Genomic DNA, 16720 nt, shown 5'->3' with positions numbered 1-16720 from the left:
AGAATCGCTCCATCATGTAACCTGCACGAAATTTTGCACCAACAGAGGGCCAACGTCGTCCCTCGGCAGATGTCTCCCCCCTGAGCCTCAAGGCCTGGGTGGGACCCCCCGCCCCGACGACGACGGGAGAGCCGATGCGTACGCCGCGCCAGCCGTCCCAGCACTCCACGAACGACCGGAAGTGGTCCTTCATGGATGCTCGCCCTGCTGCGCAGGGTATGTACGACCCCCGCAACGAGCACGACGCCTGTGGCGTCGGCTTCGTGGCCACCCTCACCGGCGAGGCGAGCCACGCGCTGGTCGAGCAGGCGCTCACCGTTCTGCGCAACCTGGAACACCGCGGTGCCACCGGCTCCGAGCCCGACTCGGGCGACGGCGCGGGCATCCTCTCCCAGGTCCCGGACGCCTTCTTCCGCGAAGTCGCCGGATTCGAACTTCCCGCAGCCGGCGCGTACGCGGTGGGCATCGCCTTCCTCCCCGAGGACGGCACGGCCGACGCCGTCTCACGTATCGAGACGATCGCCGCCGAAGAGGGCCTCACCGTCCTTGGCTGGCGCGAGGTCCCGGTCGCCCCCGGACTCCTCGGCGCCACCGCCCGCTCGACGATGCCGGCCTTCCGCCAGATCTTCGTTACCGACGGCAAGAGCCAGGGCATCGCCCTGGACCGCAGCGCCTTCGTGCTGCGCAAGCGCGCCGAGCGCGAGGCCGGGGTCTACTTCCCCTCGCTGTCCGCACGGACCATCGTCTACAAGGGCATGCTGACCACCGGCCAGCTCGAGCCCTTCTTCCCGGACCTGTCCGACCGCCGCTTCGCCTCCGCGATCGCGCTCGTGCACTCCCGGTTCTCCACCAACACCTTCCCGAGCTGGCCGCTCGCCCACCCGTACCGCTTCGTCGCGCACAACGGCGAGATCAACACGGTCAAGGGCAACCGCAACTGGATGGTCGCCCGCGAGTCCCAGCTCGCCTCGGACCTGTTCGGGGACAAGGGCCTGGAGCGGATCTTCCCCGTCTGTACGCCGGACGCCTCCGACTCGGCCTCCTTCGACGAGGTGCTCGAACTCCTGCACCTCGGCGGCCGCTCGCTCCCGCACTCCGTGCTGATGATGATCCCGGAGGCGTGGGAGAACCACGACTCCATGGACCCGGCCCGGCGCGCCTTCTACCAGTTCCACTCCACGATGATGGAGCCCTGGGACGGCCCCGCCTGCGTCACCTTCACCGACGGCAGCCAGGTCGGCGCGGTCCTCGACCGCAACGGTCTGCGCCCCGGCCGCTACTGGGTCACCGACGAGGGCCTCGTCGTCCTCGGCTCCGAGGTCGGCGTCCTCGACATCGACCCCGCGAAGGTCGTCCGCAAGGGCCGCCTCCAGCCCGGCAAGATGTTCCTCGTCGACACCGTCGAGCACCGCATCATCGAGGACGACGAGATCAAGGCCGGCCTCGCCTCTGAGAAGCCCTACGCGGAGTGGCTGGAGGCCGGCGAGATCGAGCTCTCCGACCTGCCCGAGCGCGAGCACATCGTGCACACCCACGCCTCGGTCACCCGCCGCCAGCAGACCTTCGGTTACACCGAGGAAGAGCTGCGGATCATCCTCGCGCCGATGGCCAGCACCGGCGGTGAGCCGCTGGGCTCCATGGGCACGGACTCGCCGATCGCGGCCCTCTCCGCGCGCCCGCGTCTGCTGTTCGACTACTTCACCCAGCTGTTCGCCCAGGTCACCAACCCGCCGCTGGACGCGATCCGCGAGGAACTGGTCACCTCCCTGCGCTCCTCCCTCGGTCCGGCGAGCAACCTGCTGGAGCCGACGGCCGTCTCCTGTCGCAGCGTCACCCTGCCCTTCCCGGTGATCGACAACGACGAGCTGGCCAAGCTCATCCACATCAACGCCGACGGCGACATGCCCGGCATGAAGGCCGCGACGCTCTCGGGCCTGTACCGGGTCTCCGGCGGCGGCGAATCCCTCGCCGCCCGCATCGAGGAGATCTGCACCGAGGCCGACGCCGCCATCGAGAACGGCGCCCGCCTGATCGTCCTGTCGGACCGCCACTCCGACGCCGAGCACGCTCCGATCCCCTCGCTGCTGCTCACCGCCGCCGTCCACCACCACCTCATCCGCACCAAGCAGCGCACCCAGGTGGGCCTGCTGGTCGAGGCCGGTGACGTCCGCGAGGTCCACCACGTCGCCCTGCTCATCGGCTTCGGCGCCGCCGCGGTCAACCCCTACCTGGCCATGGAGTCCGTCGAGGACCTGGTCCGCGCCGGCACCTTCCTCCAGGGCATCGAGCCCGAGCAGGCCATCCGCAACCTGATCTACGCGCTCGGCAAGGGCGTCCTGAAGGTCATGTCCAAGATGGGCATCTCGACCGTCGCCTCCTACCGCGGCGCCCAGGTCTTCGAGGCCGTCGGCCTGGAGAAGGCCTTCGTCGAGAAGTACTTCAACGGCACGGCCACCAAGATCGGCGGCGCCGGCCTCGACGTCATCGCCAAGGAGGTCGCCGCCCGGCACGCCAAGGCCTACCCGGCCTCCGGCATCGCGCCCGCGCACCGCGCCCTGGACATAGGCGGCGAGTACCAGTGGCGCCGCGAGGGCGAGCCCCACCTGTTCGACCCGGAGACGGTCTTCCGCCTCCAGCACTCGACGCGCTCCGGCAGCTACGAGATCTTCAAGAAGTACACCGGCCGCGTGAACGAGCAGTCCGAGCGCCTGATGACGCTGCGCGGCCTGTTCGGCTTCACCTCGGACCGCACCCCGATCTCCCTCGACGAGGTCGAGCCCGTCTCCGAGATCGTGAAGCGCTTCTCGACCGGCGCCATGTCGTACGGCTCCATCTCCAAGGAGGCGCACGAGACCCTCGCCATCGCCATGAACCAGCTGGGCGGCAAGTCCAACACCGGTGAGGGCGGCGAGGACGCGGACCGGCTGTACGACCCGGCCCGCCGCTCCAGCATCAAGCAGGTCGCCTCCGGCCGCTTCGGTGTCACGAGCGAGTACCTCGTCAACGCCGACGACATCCAGATCAAGATGGCGCAGGGCGCCAAGCCCGGCGAGGGCGGCCAGCTGCCCGGTCACAAGGTCTACCCGTGGGTGGCCAAGACCCGTCACTCGACCCCGGGTGTCGGTCTGATCTCCCCGCCGCCGCACCACGACATCTACTCCATCGAGGACCTGGCTCAGCTGATCCACGACCTCAAGAACGCCAACCCGCAGGCCCGCATCCACGTGAAGCTGGTCTCCGAGGTCGGCGTCGGCACGGTCGCCGCGGGTGTCTCCAAGGCTCACGCGGACGTCGTCCTGATCTCCGGCCACGACGGCGGAACGGGCGCCTCCCCGCTGACCTCCCTCAAGCACGCGGGCGGACCCTGGGAGCTCGGCCTCGCCGAGACCCAGCAGACCCTGCTGCTCAACGGCCTGCGCGACCGCATCGTCGTGCAGACCGACGGCCAGCTCAAGACCGGCCGCGACGTCGTCATCGCCGCGCTGCTCGGCGCCGAGGAGTTCGGTTTCGCGACCGCGCCGCTCGTCGTCTCCGGCTGCGTCATGATGCGCGTCTGCCACCTCGACACCTGCCCGGTCGGCATCGCCACGCAGAACCCGGTGCTGCGCGAGCGGTTCGCCGGCAAGGCCGAGTACATCGTGAACTTCTTCAAGTTCATCGCCGAAGAGGTCCGCGAGATCCTCGCCGAGCTCGGCTTCCGCACCATCGAGGAGGCCGTCGGCCACGCCGAGAACCTCGACGTGGAGCGCGCCATCACTCACTGGAAGGCGCAGGGCCTGGACCTGTCCCCGCTCTTCTACGTGCCCGAACTGCCCGAGGGCGCGGCGCTGCACCAGGTCATCGAGCAGGACCACGGCCTGGAGAAGGCGCTCGACAACGAGCTGATCAAGCTGGCCGCCGACGCGCTGGCCGCGGACTCCGCGACCGACGCCCAGCCGGTCCGCGCCCAGGTCGCGATCCGCAACATCAACCGCACGGTCGGCACCATGCTCGGCCACGAGGTGACGAAGAAGTTCGGCGGCGCGGGCCTGCCCGACGACACCATCGACATCACCTTCACGGGCTCGGCTGGCCAGTCCTTCGGCGCCTTCCTGCCGCGCGGCGTCACGCTGCGCCTGGAGGGCGACGCCAACGACTACGTCGGCAAGGGCCTCTCCGGCGGCCGTGTCGTCGTCCGCCCCGACCGGGGCGCCGACCACCTCGCCGAGTACTCGACGATCGCGGGCAACACCATCGCGTACGGCGCGACCGGCGGCGAGCTGTTCCTGCGCGGCCGCACCGGTGAGCGCTTCTGCGTCCGCAACTCCGGCGCGACGGTGGTCTCCGAGGGCGTGGGCGACCACGGCTGCGAGTACATGACCGGCGGTCACGCGGTCGTCCTCGGCGAGACGGGCCGCAACTTCGCGGCCGGCATGTCCGGCGGTGTCGCGTACGTGATCGACCTCGACCGCGACAACGTGAACGTCGGCAACGCGGACGCCGTCGAGCAGCTCGACGACACCGACAAGCAGTGGCTGCACGACGTCGTGCGCCGGCACGCGGAGGAGACCGGTTCGACGGTCGCCGAGAAGCTGCTGGCCGAGTGGCCCGTGTCCGTGGAGCGCTTCAGCAAGATCATTCCCAGCACCTACAAGGCAGTGCTCGCCGCCAAGGACGCCGCCGAGCGAGCCGGACTCGACGAGTCCGCGATCACCGAGAAGATGATGGAGGCGGCGACCAATGGCTGATCCCAAGGGCTTTCTGAACCACGGCCGTGAGGTCGCCAAGTCCCGTCCCGTGGACGTGCGCCTCAAGGACTGGAACGAGGTCTACGTTCCGGGCTCGCTGCTCCCGATCATCTCCAAGCAGGCCTCGCGCTGCATGGACTGCGGCATCCCGTTCTGCCACAACGGCTGTCCGCTGGGCAACCTGATCCCCGAGTGGAACGACTACGCGTACCGCGAGGACTGGCAGGCCGCCTCCGAGCGCCTGCACGCCACGAACAACTTCCCGGAGTTCACGGGCCGGCTGTGCCCCGCCCCGTGCGAGTCGGCGTGTGTGCTCGGCATCAACCAGCCCGCCGTGACCATCAAGAACGTCGAGGTCTCGATCATCGACAAGGCGTGGGACACGGGCGATGTCGCCCCGCAGATCCCCGAGCGCCTCTCCGGCAAGACCGTCGCGGTCATCGGTTCCGGCCCCGCCGGTCTCGCCGCCGCCCAGCAGCTCACGCGGGCCGGTCACACGGTCGCGGTGTACGAGCGCGCCGACCGCGTCGGCGGCCTGCTGCGCTATGGCATCCCCGAGTTCAAGATGGAGAAGCGGCACATCAACCGCCGCATCGAGCAGATGCGCGCGGAGGGCACCCGCTTCCGCACGGGCATCGAGATCGGCCGCGACCTCAAGGCGACGGACCTGCGCAAGCGGTACGACGCCGTGGTCATCGCCGCCGGCGCGACGACCGCCCGTGACCTGCCCGTCCCCGGGCGGGAGCTGAACGGCATCCACCAGGCCATGGAGTACCTGCCGCTGGCCAACAAGGTGCAGGAGGGCGACTTCGTGGCGCCCCCGATCACGGCCGAGGGCAAGCACGTCGTGGTCATCGGCGGCGGCGACACGGGCGCGGACTGCGTGGGCACCGCCCACCGTCAGGGCGCGGCCTCGGTCACCCAGCTGGAGATCATGCCGCGACCGGGCGAGGAGCGGAACGCGGGCCAGCCCTGGCCGACGTTCCCGATGCTCTACAAGGTCACCTCCGCGCACGAGGAGGGCGGTGAGCGGGTCTACTCCGTCAACACCACCCACTTCGAGGGCGACGAGGACGGCAACGTCCAGTGGCTGCACCTCGTCGAGGTCGAGTTCACCGGCGGGAAGCTGACCCAGAAGCCGGGCACGGAGCGCAAGATCCCCGCCCAGCTGGTGACGCTGGCCATGGGCTTCACCGGCACGGACGTCGAGAACGGTGTGGTCTCGCAGTTCGGCCTGGAGCTGGACGCGCGCGGCAACATCGCCCGCGACGCCGACTTCGCGACCAACGTTCCCGGCGTGTACGTTGCCGGTGACGCGGGCCGCGGCCAGTCCCTCATCGTCTGGGCCATCGCGGAGGGCCGCTCGGCCGCCCGCGGTGTCGACCGCTTCCTCACCGGAGCGAGCGACCTGCCGGCCCCGATCCGCCCGACGGACCGTTCGCTGATGGTCTGACCCCTGGAACCGTGACCTGACGGTCACTCAAAAACGTCCCGTACAAAGGCGTACGGAACACGAGACGGCGCCTGCCTCACTGTCCCCGACCGGACGACCTGGCAGGCGCCGCCGCATGCCCGCGTGATTCCCGGGGGCATGCCGCGCGGCCGGATGCGGTGAGTTCCCGTGCTACGGCACGCGGTAGGTCTCGCCGTACACCTTCCACTCCAGCGGGGTGTGCAGGTCGAGGTTCCCGTCGTACAGGAACTGGCGCTGGGCCGTGTCGATGCGGGTGGTGTCGCGGTCCGGGTTCTTGGACTTCATCGCCTCGCGGCGGATGTCCAGGAAGATGTCGAGGTACGACTTCTCCTTGCCGCCCTCGGACGGGAGGTCCGCCTCGCGCATGGCGCGCTCGCGCAGCCCGTAGAAGCTGTTGTCGCTGGTGCCGGGACCGTGCAGCACCATGGCGTCGTAGTAGATGAACTGGCCGAGCGTGCCGAGGCCGTCGAGCTTGGCGAGCCGGACGGCGGGGTCGAAGTACACCCGGTCGCGTTCGGAGTCCTGGGCCTCGCGGAAGGCGGCGACCGTGGCCTCGTGGCGCCAGGCCGCGGGGAAGCCCGGGTCCAGGCCCTTGTGGGAGTCCGTGCCGTCGACCTCGCGCAGGGCCGGGAGATAGCGGGCGAGCCCGTTGTCCGGGTGCGCCTTGGTGTACCGCTCGACGAGGGTGAGCAGGTCGTGGGTGCCGGTGCAGAAGCCGACGATGCCCGCCGTGTAGCCCTGGCCGTCGCCGATGTCCTCGACGTAGCCGTACGCCTCGTGCCACTTCAGCGTGGAGTTCTCGGCACTGGCCACGAGCTGCTGGGCCAGCTCCTTCTTCCCGGGAGCGGCGAGGCCCGGCGGCAGGTCGGCGACGACCTCGTCGTCGGCCGCCCGCTCGGCGTCGGCCTTGGCCTTCGCGCGGGCCTGCTGCGACACGGACGCCGGGCGCTTGCCGTCGGCCGTGGCCGGGTGCTCGGGCGTGGCGAAGTAGACCGCCGCCGTGACCACCACGGGGACGACGGCGAACATCAGGCAACCCGCTCGTTTCATGAGGCACAGGGTACGCAGGGACGGCGTACAGGTGTGCAGCCCGGGTAGGCCACACGTGCGCAGGCCCGCTCCATACTGTGCGCCCCTGGATACGCTACGCGTGCGCCCCCGGCGCGCGGCAGGCTCGGCGTCCAGGACAGGGCCACCGGACGCTGCCCCGGCAGCGCCGGGCGCGGCGGCCCGTGGAGCTTGCCGCACCCGCCGTCCGCCCCGCTCTCCGGCCCCTGGGGCCGCGGCCCGGGCCCTCCGCCTCCGCCCTCGGGGTGGGTGCCCCCCCCGCCCCCGCACCCTGGGGGCCTGCCCGCGGCCCTGCCGCAGCGGGCCCGGTGGCCGTCCGGTGTCGGGCTGCCCGGAGCCGTTCCGCAGCGCCGGGCTGCCAGGCGCCGTTCCGCAGCGCCGGGCTACACGGCCCCGCTCCGCAGTGCGGAGACCTTCAGCACCGCGAGAACGACCAGCAGCGTGAGAAGCCCCACGCACACGGCCGCCTGTATCGGCGTCCGCCTGCGGTCACGGGGAGCGTAGGCGAAGGCCGCCGTCACGACACCGCCCGCCAGCAGACCGCCCAGGTGGCCCTGCCAGGACGTGAGCCCCGCCGAGATCAGCAGCCAGATCAGCAGGCCCGCCATGAAACGGTTGACGTTCCCCATGTCCGCGCCGAGCCGGCGGGCCATCACGTAGTACGCGGCACCGAGGCCGAAGATCGCGCCCGACGCGCCGACCGTGGCCTCGTCCGGTGCGATCAGCAGCACGAGGACCGAGCCGCCGAGTGCCGACAGCAGATACAGGGAGAGATAGCGGACCCGGCCGAGCTGGGTCTCGACGATCCTGCCGATGTTCCACAGGGCGAACATGTTCATCACGATGTGCGCGATCCCGAACGTGCCCCCGGTCGGCGGCAGATGAAGGAACGCACCGGTCAGCAGCCGGTACCACTCCCCGTCGACGACGCCCTCCGCGTGGTAGTCCGGGGTGTGCACGGCCTGCCAGAGATAGTGCGCCCCGTCCGTGCCCACCAGGCCGGCGCCGAGCATCTCGAACCGGTCCACGACCGACGAGCGCAGCAGCTCGGCCAGATAGGCCAGCACGTTGAGGCCGATGAGGACGTACGTCACCACGGGCACCGTCGAGATCCGGCCGCCGAAGGCGGTGCGGGCCTGCCGGACGGACTTCGCGCCCTCCTTCACACACTCCACGCACTGGTGGCCGACGGCCGCCTCGCGCATGCAGCCGGGACATATGTAGCGGTCGCACCTGGTGCAGCGCACATGGGACTCCACCTTGGGATGGCGGTAGCAGGTGGTGACGGCGGACTCGGACTCCACGGCCGGCTCCTCGGAACGCGCGGGCAAGGGAAACAGCGAGCCGGTGGGGACGGCGATGATCAAAATATCCAACCGGTCCGTCGGCCGGGAACGGCAGGGTCCGTGAAGCGGCGGGTCCCCCACCGTGACGTAATCTCGGCGTTCCGAACCCTCGCGCGACGGGAGCCCCGCATGGCCGGAATCAGCCTCACCAAGGTCGAGGAGACCGCGCCCGCGCTGGTCGGCCCGTACAAGAGCGCCGGGGTCTCCCTCACCAGGCACGGGCTGAGCGGGCAACAGGCCGCCGTGTACCTGGTCGTCGACTACTCGGGGTCGATGAAGCCGTACTACGACGACGGCAGCGTGCAGGCCCTCGCCGACCGTGTGCTCGGTCTGTCCGCCCATCTCGACGACGACGGAACCGTCCCGGTCGTCTTCTTCTCCACGGACGTCGACGCGGTCACCGACATCGCGCTCGACAACCACCGGGGGAGGATCGAACGGATCGCGGCCGGGCTCGGGCACATGGGCAGGACCAGCTATCACCTCGCCATGGACGCCGTCATCGACCACTACCTCGACAGCGGCTCCAAGGCCCCGGCCCTCGTCGTCTTCCAGACCGACGGAGGGCCGATCAACAAGCTCGCCGCCGAACGGTACTTGTGCAAGGCGGCCCGACTGCCGCTGTTCTGGCAGTTCATAGGGTTCGGCGATCCGGGCAGCCGCCAGTTCGAGTTCCTGCGCAAGCTCGACGAGTTGGCGGTGCCGCAGAAGCGGGCCGTCGACAACGCCGGCTTCTTCCACGCCGGTTCGGATCCGCGGAAGGTGAGCGACGAGGAGCTCTACGACCGGCTCGTCGCGGAGTTCCCGCAGTGGCTGGCGGCAGCGCGGGCCCACGGGATCGTCACATGAGCGCGCACCTCCTGCCCGCCGCGGGACGGACCGCCGTGCCCTGGAGGAACGGCGGCGGCGTCACCCGGGAGATCGTCGTCCGGCCCGAGGGCGCGGACATGTCCGGCTTCGCGTGGCGGGTGAGCCTCGCCGACGTCGGTGCCGACGGGCCCTTCTCCTCCTTCGCCGGGGTGGACCGGATCCTCACCATGGTCGAGGGCACCGGGATGGACCTGGCCGTCGGGCGCGACCGCCGGCTCGTCGACACCCCGTACGTGCCGCACCGCTTTCCCGGTGACCTGCCCACCGCGTGCCGGCTGCTCGGGGGGCCGGTCGTGAACCTCAACGTCATGTGGAACCGGGGTGGTTCGCCGGTGCCGGGCGTCGAGGTGCTGTCCCCCGGGGACGGGGTGTCCGTTGCGGGCGGGCCGACCGCGCTGGTCGTCGCGCTCGGCGACTCCGCGGAGGTGGCGGGGCTGACCCTCGGGCGCCACGACGCCGCGCTCCTCACGGCGGAGCCGGTCACACTCCGGGGAACCGGGCCCGTCGCGGTGATCCGGGTCGGACCGTAGGCGTCTTCCTCGCCCCCTCCGCCCCTACCCGTCCCGCTCCCGGGGGCTGCGCCCCCGGGGACGATGAGGGTCCCCCCTGGTCGAGCGAAGCCGAGACCTTGGGGGAGGGTAGGGACGGAAGGGGCGAGTCAACTCCCTTGTGAGAGTGCACCGTTGGCTTCCCGGGGAGGGCGTGGCAGTCTGGGGGGCCGAGGGGGCGGCGTATGAGTCTGCGTGAGCGGCGGCGGGCCGAGACGGCCAAAGGGGAGCGGCTGGCCGACTGGGCCGACGGCCGGCTGGGCCTCTACACGCTGGCCAAGGCCAATATGCGCAAGGTCTTCCCGGACCACTGGTCGTTCATGCTGGGCGAGGTCTGCCTCTACAGCTTCCTCGTCCTGATCATCACCGGTGTCTACCTCACCCTGTTCTTCGAGCCCAGCGGCGTCGAGGTCGTCTACCACGGCTCGTACGGGCCGCTGAACGGCATCGTCATGACGCGCGCCTACGAGTCCACGCTCGACATCAGCTTCGACGTGCGCGGCGGACTGCTGATCCGGCAGATCCACCACTGGGCGGCGCTGGTCTTCCTCGCCGGGATGCTCGTGCACATGATGCGGGTGTTCTTCACCGGCGCGTTCCGCAAGCCGCGCGAGGTCAACTGGCTCTTCGGCTGGACCCTGTTGATGCTCGGCCTGATCACCGGCCTGACCGGCTACTCGCTCCCGGACGACCTGCTCTCCGGCACCGGCGTCCGCTTCGCACAGGGCGCCATCCTGTCGATCCCCGTCGTGGGGACGTACATCTCGTTCTTCCTCTTCGGAGGGGAGTTCCCGGGGCACGACATCATCCCGCGGTTCTTCCCGATCCACGTCCTGCTGCTGCCGGGCATCATGCTGGGCCTCGTGGTCGCCCATCTGATCCTCGTCTTCTACCACAAGCACACGCAGTACCCGGGGCCCGGACGGGACGAGAAGTCGGTGGTCGGCATGCCGTTCATGCCGGTCTACATGGCCAAGGCGGGCGGCTTCTTCTTCCTGGTCTTCGGGGTCCTGTCGATCATGGGCGCGATCGCCACCATCAATCCCGTGTGGGCCTTCGGGCCCTACCGCCCCGACCTGGTGACCACCGGCGCACAGCCCGACTGGTACCTCGGCTTCTCCGAAGGGCTCATCCGGGTGATGCCGGGATGGGAGATCAACGCCTTCGGCCACACGCTCCAGTTGGGCGTCTTCATCCCCTTCTCGCTCTTCCCGCTCATCATGGCCGCCATCGCCGTCTACCCCTTCATCGAGGCCTGGGTCACCGGCGACAAGCGCGAGCACCACATCCTGGACCGGCCGCGCAACGTGCCCACCCGCACCGCCCTAGGCGTCGCCTGGCTGACGCTGTACGCCGTCCTGCTGGTCGGCGGCGGCAACGACCTGTGGGCCACCCACTTCCATCTGTCGATCAACGCGATCACCTGGTTCGTCCGTGTCGGCGTCTTCGCCGGACCCGCCCTCGCCTACGTCGTCACGAAGAGGATCTGTCTGGGGCTGCAACGCGCGGACCGCGACAAGGTGTTGCACGGGCGTGAGTCCGGCATCATCAAACTCCTGCCGCACGGCGAGTACGTCGAGGTCCACGAACCACTCACCCCGGCTCAGCGGTTCACCCTCACCCAGCACGAACAGGCGCCGCCGTACGAGGTGGGTCCGCTGGTCGACGCGAACGGCGTGGTCCGCCGGGTCGGCCCGGTCCGGAGGCTGCGCGCCCGGCTGGCGCGCGCCCTGTTCGGGCCCGGCACCCGGATCCCGAAGCCGACGGCCGAGGAGTACCGGGAGATCACGAGCGAGGACCACCACTGAGACCGGCCAGTGCCTCGGTCCTGCACTCGGCCGGGGAGCCCCAGGCGGTCCGCAGGGCGCGTGCCCTGGTGAACCAGAGGGACAGGTCGTACTCGGCCGTGTAACCGATCGCCCCGTGGAGTTGCAACGCCGTCCGGGCCGTGGTGTACGCGGCCTCGCATGCTCTGACCTTCGCGGCGGCCACGTCCGCGGGAGCCATCGACAGGGCGGCCCCGAACAGCAGCGGGCGCGCGAACTCCAGGGCGATCGTCGCGTCCGCTAGCCGGTGCTTGACCGCCTGGAACGAGCCGACGGGAACCCCGAACTGGGTGCGCTGCCCGACGTACGCGACGGTCCGGTCGAGGAGCGCGAGACCGACGCCGAGGGCCTGGGCGGCGGTGGCGAGCCGGGCCCAGGCCAGGGCCCGGCGGGCGGCGCGGATGACGTGCGGGCCGGTGGCGAGGACTTCGCCGCCGGCCTCGGGCGCGGCGAGCCGCCGGGAGGGGTCCACGGACGCGCGCACCGGGCCGTGCCCGGGCGCGCGGCGCAGGGTCTCGCCCTCCACGACGAGCAGCGCCGCCGCATCCGCGTCGAGCGCGTACGCGCCGGCCGGGGCGAACGTGGCGACGGTCTTGCCCGAGGCCAGCCCCGGCAGCAGCCGCTCGGCCGGGCCCGGCTCGCCCAGCTCGCTCAGCAGGACGGCCGCGGCGACCGTCTCCACCACCGGACCCGGCACCGCGTGCCGACCCAACTCCACGAAGGCGACGGCCAGTTCGACGGGCAGGAGTCCCACACCCTCGTACGCCTCCGGGACGGCCAGCGCGAAGACGCCCGCCTCGGCGAGCCGCGACCACAGGGCACGGCCGGGCGCGTGGTCGCCGGCGGCCCACGCCCGCACGGCCGACGGCGTGTCCGCCGACGTCAGCATCGCGTCCAGGGAGGCGGCGAAGGCGCGCTGTTCGGCGTCGAGGAGGAATCGCATCAGCGGCGGCCCTTCGGGAGACCGAGCAGCCGCTCGGCGATGATGTCGCGCTGGATCTCGTTGGTGCCCGCGTAGATCGGGCCCGCGAGCGAGAAGACATGCCCCTCGGACCATTCGGTGTCCGCCAACTCGCCCTCGGGACCCAGCAGATCGAGTGCCGTCTCGTGCAGGGCGATGTCGAGCTCCGACCAGAACACCTTGTTCAGGCTGGACTCCGGACCGATGCTCTCGCCCTCGAGGAACCGGGAGGCGTTGGCGTAGGTGAAGAGCTGGTAGGCGCGGGCGCCGATCACCGCGTCGGCCACCCGGTCACGCAGGGCTGAGTCGCACGGGTCGCCGTGGGTGCGCCACAACGCGGCCAGCCGGTCGGCGGCGGCCAGGAAGCGACCCGGAGAGCGCAGCGTCAGCCCCCGTTCGTTGCCCGCCGTCGACATGGCCACCCGCCAGCCCTGCCCCGGCTCGCCGATCACGTCCTCGTCCGGCACGAACACGTCGTCCAGGAACAGCTCGGCGAAGGCCGGCCTGCCGTCCAGCCGGCCGATGGGCCGGACCGTCACGCCGGGCGCGCGCAGGTCGAACATCAGATACGTCAGGCCCTGATGGGGTTTCGGCAGGCCGGGCTCGCTGCGGAACAGGCCGAAGGCGCGGTCGGCGAACGCGGCCCGCGACGACCAGGTCTTGTGTCCGCTCAAGCGCCAGCCACCGTCCGCGCGCACGGCCCGCGAGGTCAGCGAGGCCAGGTCGGAACCCGCCTCCGGCTCGGACCACGCCTGCGCCCAGACCACCTCGCCCGTCGCCATCGGCGGCAGCACACGCTCCCGTTGCTTCGGGGTGCCGTGGTCGAAGAGGGTCGGCGCGAGCAGGCTGACGCCGTTCTGCCCGACCCGGCCGGGCGCGCCCGCCGCGTGGTACTCCTCCTCGAAGGCCAGCCAGCGCACGAGGTCCGCGTCCCGGCCGCCGTACGCCGACGGCCACGACACCACCGACCAGCGGTCCGCCGCCAGTTCGGCCTCCCACGCGCGGTGCGCGGTGAAGCCCTCCGCGGTCTCCAGGGAGGGCAGCGGCACCGCCGGGACATGGGCGTCCAGCCAGGCGCGGGCCTCGGCACGGAACGCCTCGTCGGCGGGGGAGCGGGTGAGATCCATCGGCGGCACCTTTCGGCGGCGGGCTCCGGACGGTGGTGGGCTCCGGACGGTGGTGGGCTCCGGACGGTGGTCGGCTCCGGAGTGACGGCAACCTTCCCTAACAAGTGTTTGGTAGGTTAGCTTGGGGCCATGAGCGACGTCGAGAGTCCGGCGTACATACCCGGGCACGGGCTGCTGAAGGGCCGCACCGCCGTCATCACCGCCGCCGCGGGCGCCGGCATCGGCGGGGCCACGGCCCGCCGGTTCCTGGAGGAGGGCGCGCGCGTGCTGATCAGCGACGCGCACGCCCGCCGGCTCAAGGAGACCGCCGGGACCCTCGCCGGGGAGTTCGGCGCCGAGGCGGTCGCCGCGCTGCCCTGCGACGTCACCGAGGAGGACCAGGTCCAGGCCCTCTTCGACACCGCCGCGGAACTCCACGGCCGACTCGACATCGTCGTCAACAACGCGGGCCTCGGCGGCACCTCACCCCTCGTCGACATGACCGACGAGCAGTGGTCGAAGGTCCTCGACGTGACACTGAACGGCACCTTCCGGTGCACCCGGGCCGCGCTGCGGCGGCTCAAGGAGCGCGGCGACGGCGGAGTCGTCGTCAACAACGCCTCCGTGGTCGGCTGGCGGGCGCAGTCCGGGCAGGCCCACTACGCCGCCGCGAAGGCCGGGGTCATGGCCCTCACCCGATGCGCCGCGATCGAGGCCGCCGCCTACGGGGTGCGGGTCAACGCCGTCTCGCCCAGCCTCGCCATGCACCCGCACCTGGTGAAGGTGACCACCCCCGAACTGCTGGAGGAACTGACCGCCCGCGAGGCCTTCGGCCGGTACGCCGAGCCCTGGGAGGTCGCCAACGTGATCGTGTTCCTCGCCTCCGGCTACTCCTCGTACCTCACCGGCGAGGTCGTGTCCGTGAGCAGCCAGCACCCATAGGACGACAATGACCGTGTGCCTACCAAGAAGAAGCCCCAGGTGACCGCCACCCCGGAGCGCCGCCGCGAACTGCTCGGCACCGCCGCCGAGGTCTTTGCCGAGCAGGGCTACAACGCCACCACCGTACGCAAGATCGCGGACGAGGCCGGGATGCTCGCGGGCAGTCTCTACTACCACTTCGACTCCAAGGAATCGATGCTGGAGGAGATCCTGCGGACCTTCCTCGACGAGCTCTGGGAGGGCTACGACACTGTCCTGGAAGCCGAACTAGGCCCCCGGGAAACCCTGGAGGCCCTGGTCACCGAGTCCTTCCGGGAGATCGACCGGCACCGTGCGGCCGTCGCGATCTACCAGAAGGAAGCCCGGCACCTCGCCGCACAGCAGCGCTTCGCCTTCCTCGCCGACTCGCAGCGCAACTTCGAGAAGGCGTGGCTGAGCACACTGGAACGCGGTGTCGACGCCGAGGTTTTCCGGGCCGACCTCGACATCCGCCTCACCTACCGGTTCGTGCGCGACACCGTGTGGGTCGCCGCCTCCTGGTACCGGCCCGGCGGTCAGCACAGCCCGGAGGAGATCGCCCGGCAGTACCTGTCGATGGTGCTCGACGGCATCTCCGTCCGCGAGGAGCCGTAAGCGCACCACTCACGTCCGCGAGGGAGTCGTCATGGCCGAGGCCTACATCGTCGAAGCGGTCCGCACGCCCGTCGGGCGGCGCCGGGGAGGGCTGAGCGGTGTCCACCCGGCCGACCTCGGCGCGCACGTCCTCACGGCGCTGGTCGAGCGGTCCGGTGTGGACCCGGGGGCGGTCGAGGACGTCGTCTTCGGCTGCCTGGACACGGTCGGGCCGCAGGCCGGTGACATCGCCCGCACCAGCTGGCTCGCGGCCGGACTGCCCGAGGAGGTGCCGGGGGTGACCGTCGACCGGCAGTGCGGGTCCTCCCAGCAGGCCGTGCACTTCGCCGCCCAGGGTGTCCTGTCCGGCACCCAGGACCTGGTCGTCGCCGGCGGCGTGCAGAACATGAGCCAGATCCCCATCGCCTTCGCCTCCCGCCAGGCCGCCGAACCGCTCGGCCTCACCGAGGGACCCTTCGCGGGCAGCGACGGCTGGCGGGCACGCTACGGAGACCAGCCGGTCAACCAGTTCCACGGTGCCGAGCTGATCGCCGCCAAGTGGGGCATCAGCCGCCGCGACCAGGAGGAGTTCGCCCTCCGCTCCCACCGGCGGGCGATCCGCGCCCTGGACGAGGGCCGCTTCGCGCGCGAGACCGTCGCCCACGGCGAGGTCACCGTCGACGAGGGCCCGCGCCGGGACACCTCACTGGAGAAGATGGCGGGCCTGAACCCGGTGGTCGAGGGCGGCACCATCACCGCCGCCTGCTCCTCCCAGGTCTCCGACGGAGCCGCCGCGATGCTGCTCGCCTCCGAGCGGGCGGTCCGCGAACACGGCCTGGCCCCCCGCGCCCGCGTGCATCACCTCTCGGTGCGCGGCGAGGACCCCATCCGGATGCTCTCGGCCCCCATCCCGGCCACGGCGTACGCCCTGAAGAAGACCGGCATGTCCATCGGTGACATCGATCTGGTCGAGATCAACGAGGCGTTCGCCCCCGTCGTCCTCGCCTGGCTCAAGGAGACCGGCGCCGACCCGGAGAAGGTCAACGTCAACGGCGGCGCGATCGCCCTCGGCCACCCCCTCGGCGCCACCGGCGTGCGGCTGATGACGACCCTGCTGCACGAACTGGAGCGCACGGGCGGCCGGTTCGGACTCCAGACGATGTGCGAGGGCGGCGGGCAGGCGAACGTGACGATCATCGAACGGCTCTGAGGCTCCGACGTCCACCCTGCCCCCGGGCGC

Annotated in this window: 12 protein-coding genes; 8 read left to right on the top strand and 4 right to left on the bottom strand. The window is 71.0% G+C overall.

Annotated elements, in window-relative coordinates:
- The first annotated feature begins 134 nt into the window (after window positions 1–134).
- Window positions 135–4727 (top strand): glutamate synthase large subunit, encoded by a 4593-nt coding sequence (gltB, locus tag OG788_RS13795; RefSeq protein WP_406371045.1) that lies wholly within the window; start codon window positions 135–137, stop codon window positions 4725–4727.
- Window positions 4720–6180: a glutamate synthase subunit beta gene (locus OG788_RS13790; protein ID WP_406371044.1), complete on the top strand. Its 1461-nt coding sequence runs from the start codon at window positions 4720–4722 to the stop codon at window positions 6178–6180. Before gltB ends, OG788_RS13790 begins: the two co-directional genes overlap by 8 nt.
- A gap of 171 nt (window positions 6181–6351) precedes the next feature.
- On the opposite strand, the gene OG788_RS13785 is transcribed toward OG788_RS13790, so the two are convergent.
- Window positions 6352–7251, bottom strand: coding sequence for a chitosanase (locus OG788_RS13785; RefSeq protein ID WP_406371042.1), 900 nt, complete (start codon window positions 7249–7251; stop codon window positions 6352–6354).
- Between the two features lie 401 nt (window positions 7252–7652).
- Window positions 7653–8573, bottom strand: coding sequence for a rhomboid family intramembrane serine protease (locus tag OG788_RS13780; protein WP_406371041.1), 921 nt, complete (start codon window positions 8571–8573; stop codon window positions 7653–7655).
- 171 nt (window positions 8574–8744) lie between these two features.
- On the opposite strand from OG788_RS13780, the gene OG788_RS13775 reads away from it, so the two are divergent.
- From OG788_RS13775 to OG788_RS13765, 3 genes are all read left to right on the top strand, one after another.
- A complete protein-coding gene (locus OG788_RS13775; protein WP_406371039.1) occupies window positions 8745–9464 on the top strand; it encodes a vWA domain-containing protein in 720 nt (239 codons plus the stop codon).
- Window positions 9461–10015: a HutD family protein gene (locus OG788_RS13770; protein ID WP_406371038.1), complete on the top strand. Its 555-nt coding sequence runs from the start codon at window positions 9461–9463 to the stop codon at window positions 10013–10015. The genes OG788_RS13775 and OG788_RS13770 overlap by 4 nt, the downstream gene beginning before the upstream one ends.
- A 203-nt stretch (window positions 10016–10218) precedes the next feature.
- Window positions 10219–11841 (top strand): cytochrome bc complex cytochrome b subunit, encoded by a 1623-nt coding sequence (locus OG788_RS13765; RefSeq protein ID WP_351550843.1) that lies wholly within the window; start codon window positions 10219–10221, stop codon window positions 11839–11841.
- Here the strand turns inward: OG788_RS13765 and OG788_RS13760 are convergent.
- Together OG788_RS13760 and OG788_RS13755 are read right to left on the bottom strand one after the other, a co-directional pair.
- On the bottom strand, window positions 11819–12802 hold the full coding sequence (locus OG788_RS13760) for an acyl-CoA dehydrogenase family protein (RefSeq protein WP_406371036.1): 984 nt from the start codon (window positions 12800–12802) through the stop codon (window positions 11819–11821). The genes OG788_RS13765 and OG788_RS13760 overlap by 23 nt on opposite strands.
- The gene (locus OG788_RS13755; RefSeq protein ID WP_406371034.1) at window positions 12802–13947 is read right to left on the bottom strand and encodes an acyl-CoA dehydrogenase family protein; all 1146 of its coding nucleotides are present in this window, start codon (window positions 13945–13947) and stop codon (window positions 12802–12804) included. The genes OG788_RS13760 and OG788_RS13755 overlap by 1 nt, the downstream gene beginning before the upstream one ends.
- Window positions 13948–14076: 129 nt before the next feature.
- Here OG788_RS13755 and OG788_RS13750 point away from each other — a divergent pair, with 129 nt between their 5' ends.
- From OG788_RS13750 to OG788_RS13740, 3 genes are read left to right on the top strand one after another with little or no spacing between them, the layout of a single operon-like run.
- Complete coding sequence (locus OG788_RS13750; protein WP_351550834.1) at window positions 14077–14868, top strand: SDR family oxidoreductase; 792 nt, start codon at window positions 14077–14079, stop codon at window positions 14866–14868.
- Between the two features lie 15 nt (window positions 14869–14883).
- Window positions 14884–15501: a TetR/AcrR family transcriptional regulator gene (locus OG788_RS13745; RefSeq protein ID WP_406371032.1), complete on the top strand. Its 618-nt coding sequence runs from the start codon at window positions 14884–14886 to the stop codon at window positions 15499–15501.
- Between the two features lie 31 nt (window positions 15502–15532).
- Window positions 15533–16690 (top strand): acetyl-CoA C-acetyltransferase, encoded by a 1158-nt coding sequence (locus OG788_RS13740; protein ID WP_406371030.1) that lies wholly within the window; start codon window positions 15533–15535, stop codon window positions 16688–16690.
- Window positions 16691–16720 lie beyond the last annotated feature (30 nt).

This window comes from Streptomyces sp. NBC_00647 (assembly GCF_045207245.1).
Lineage (GTDB): Bacteria > Actinomycetota > Actinomycetes > Streptomycetales > Streptomycetaceae > Streptomyces.
The sequence above is the reverse complement of the archived record's forward strand: the minus strand, read 5'-3'. Positions and strand labels throughout refer to the sequence as shown.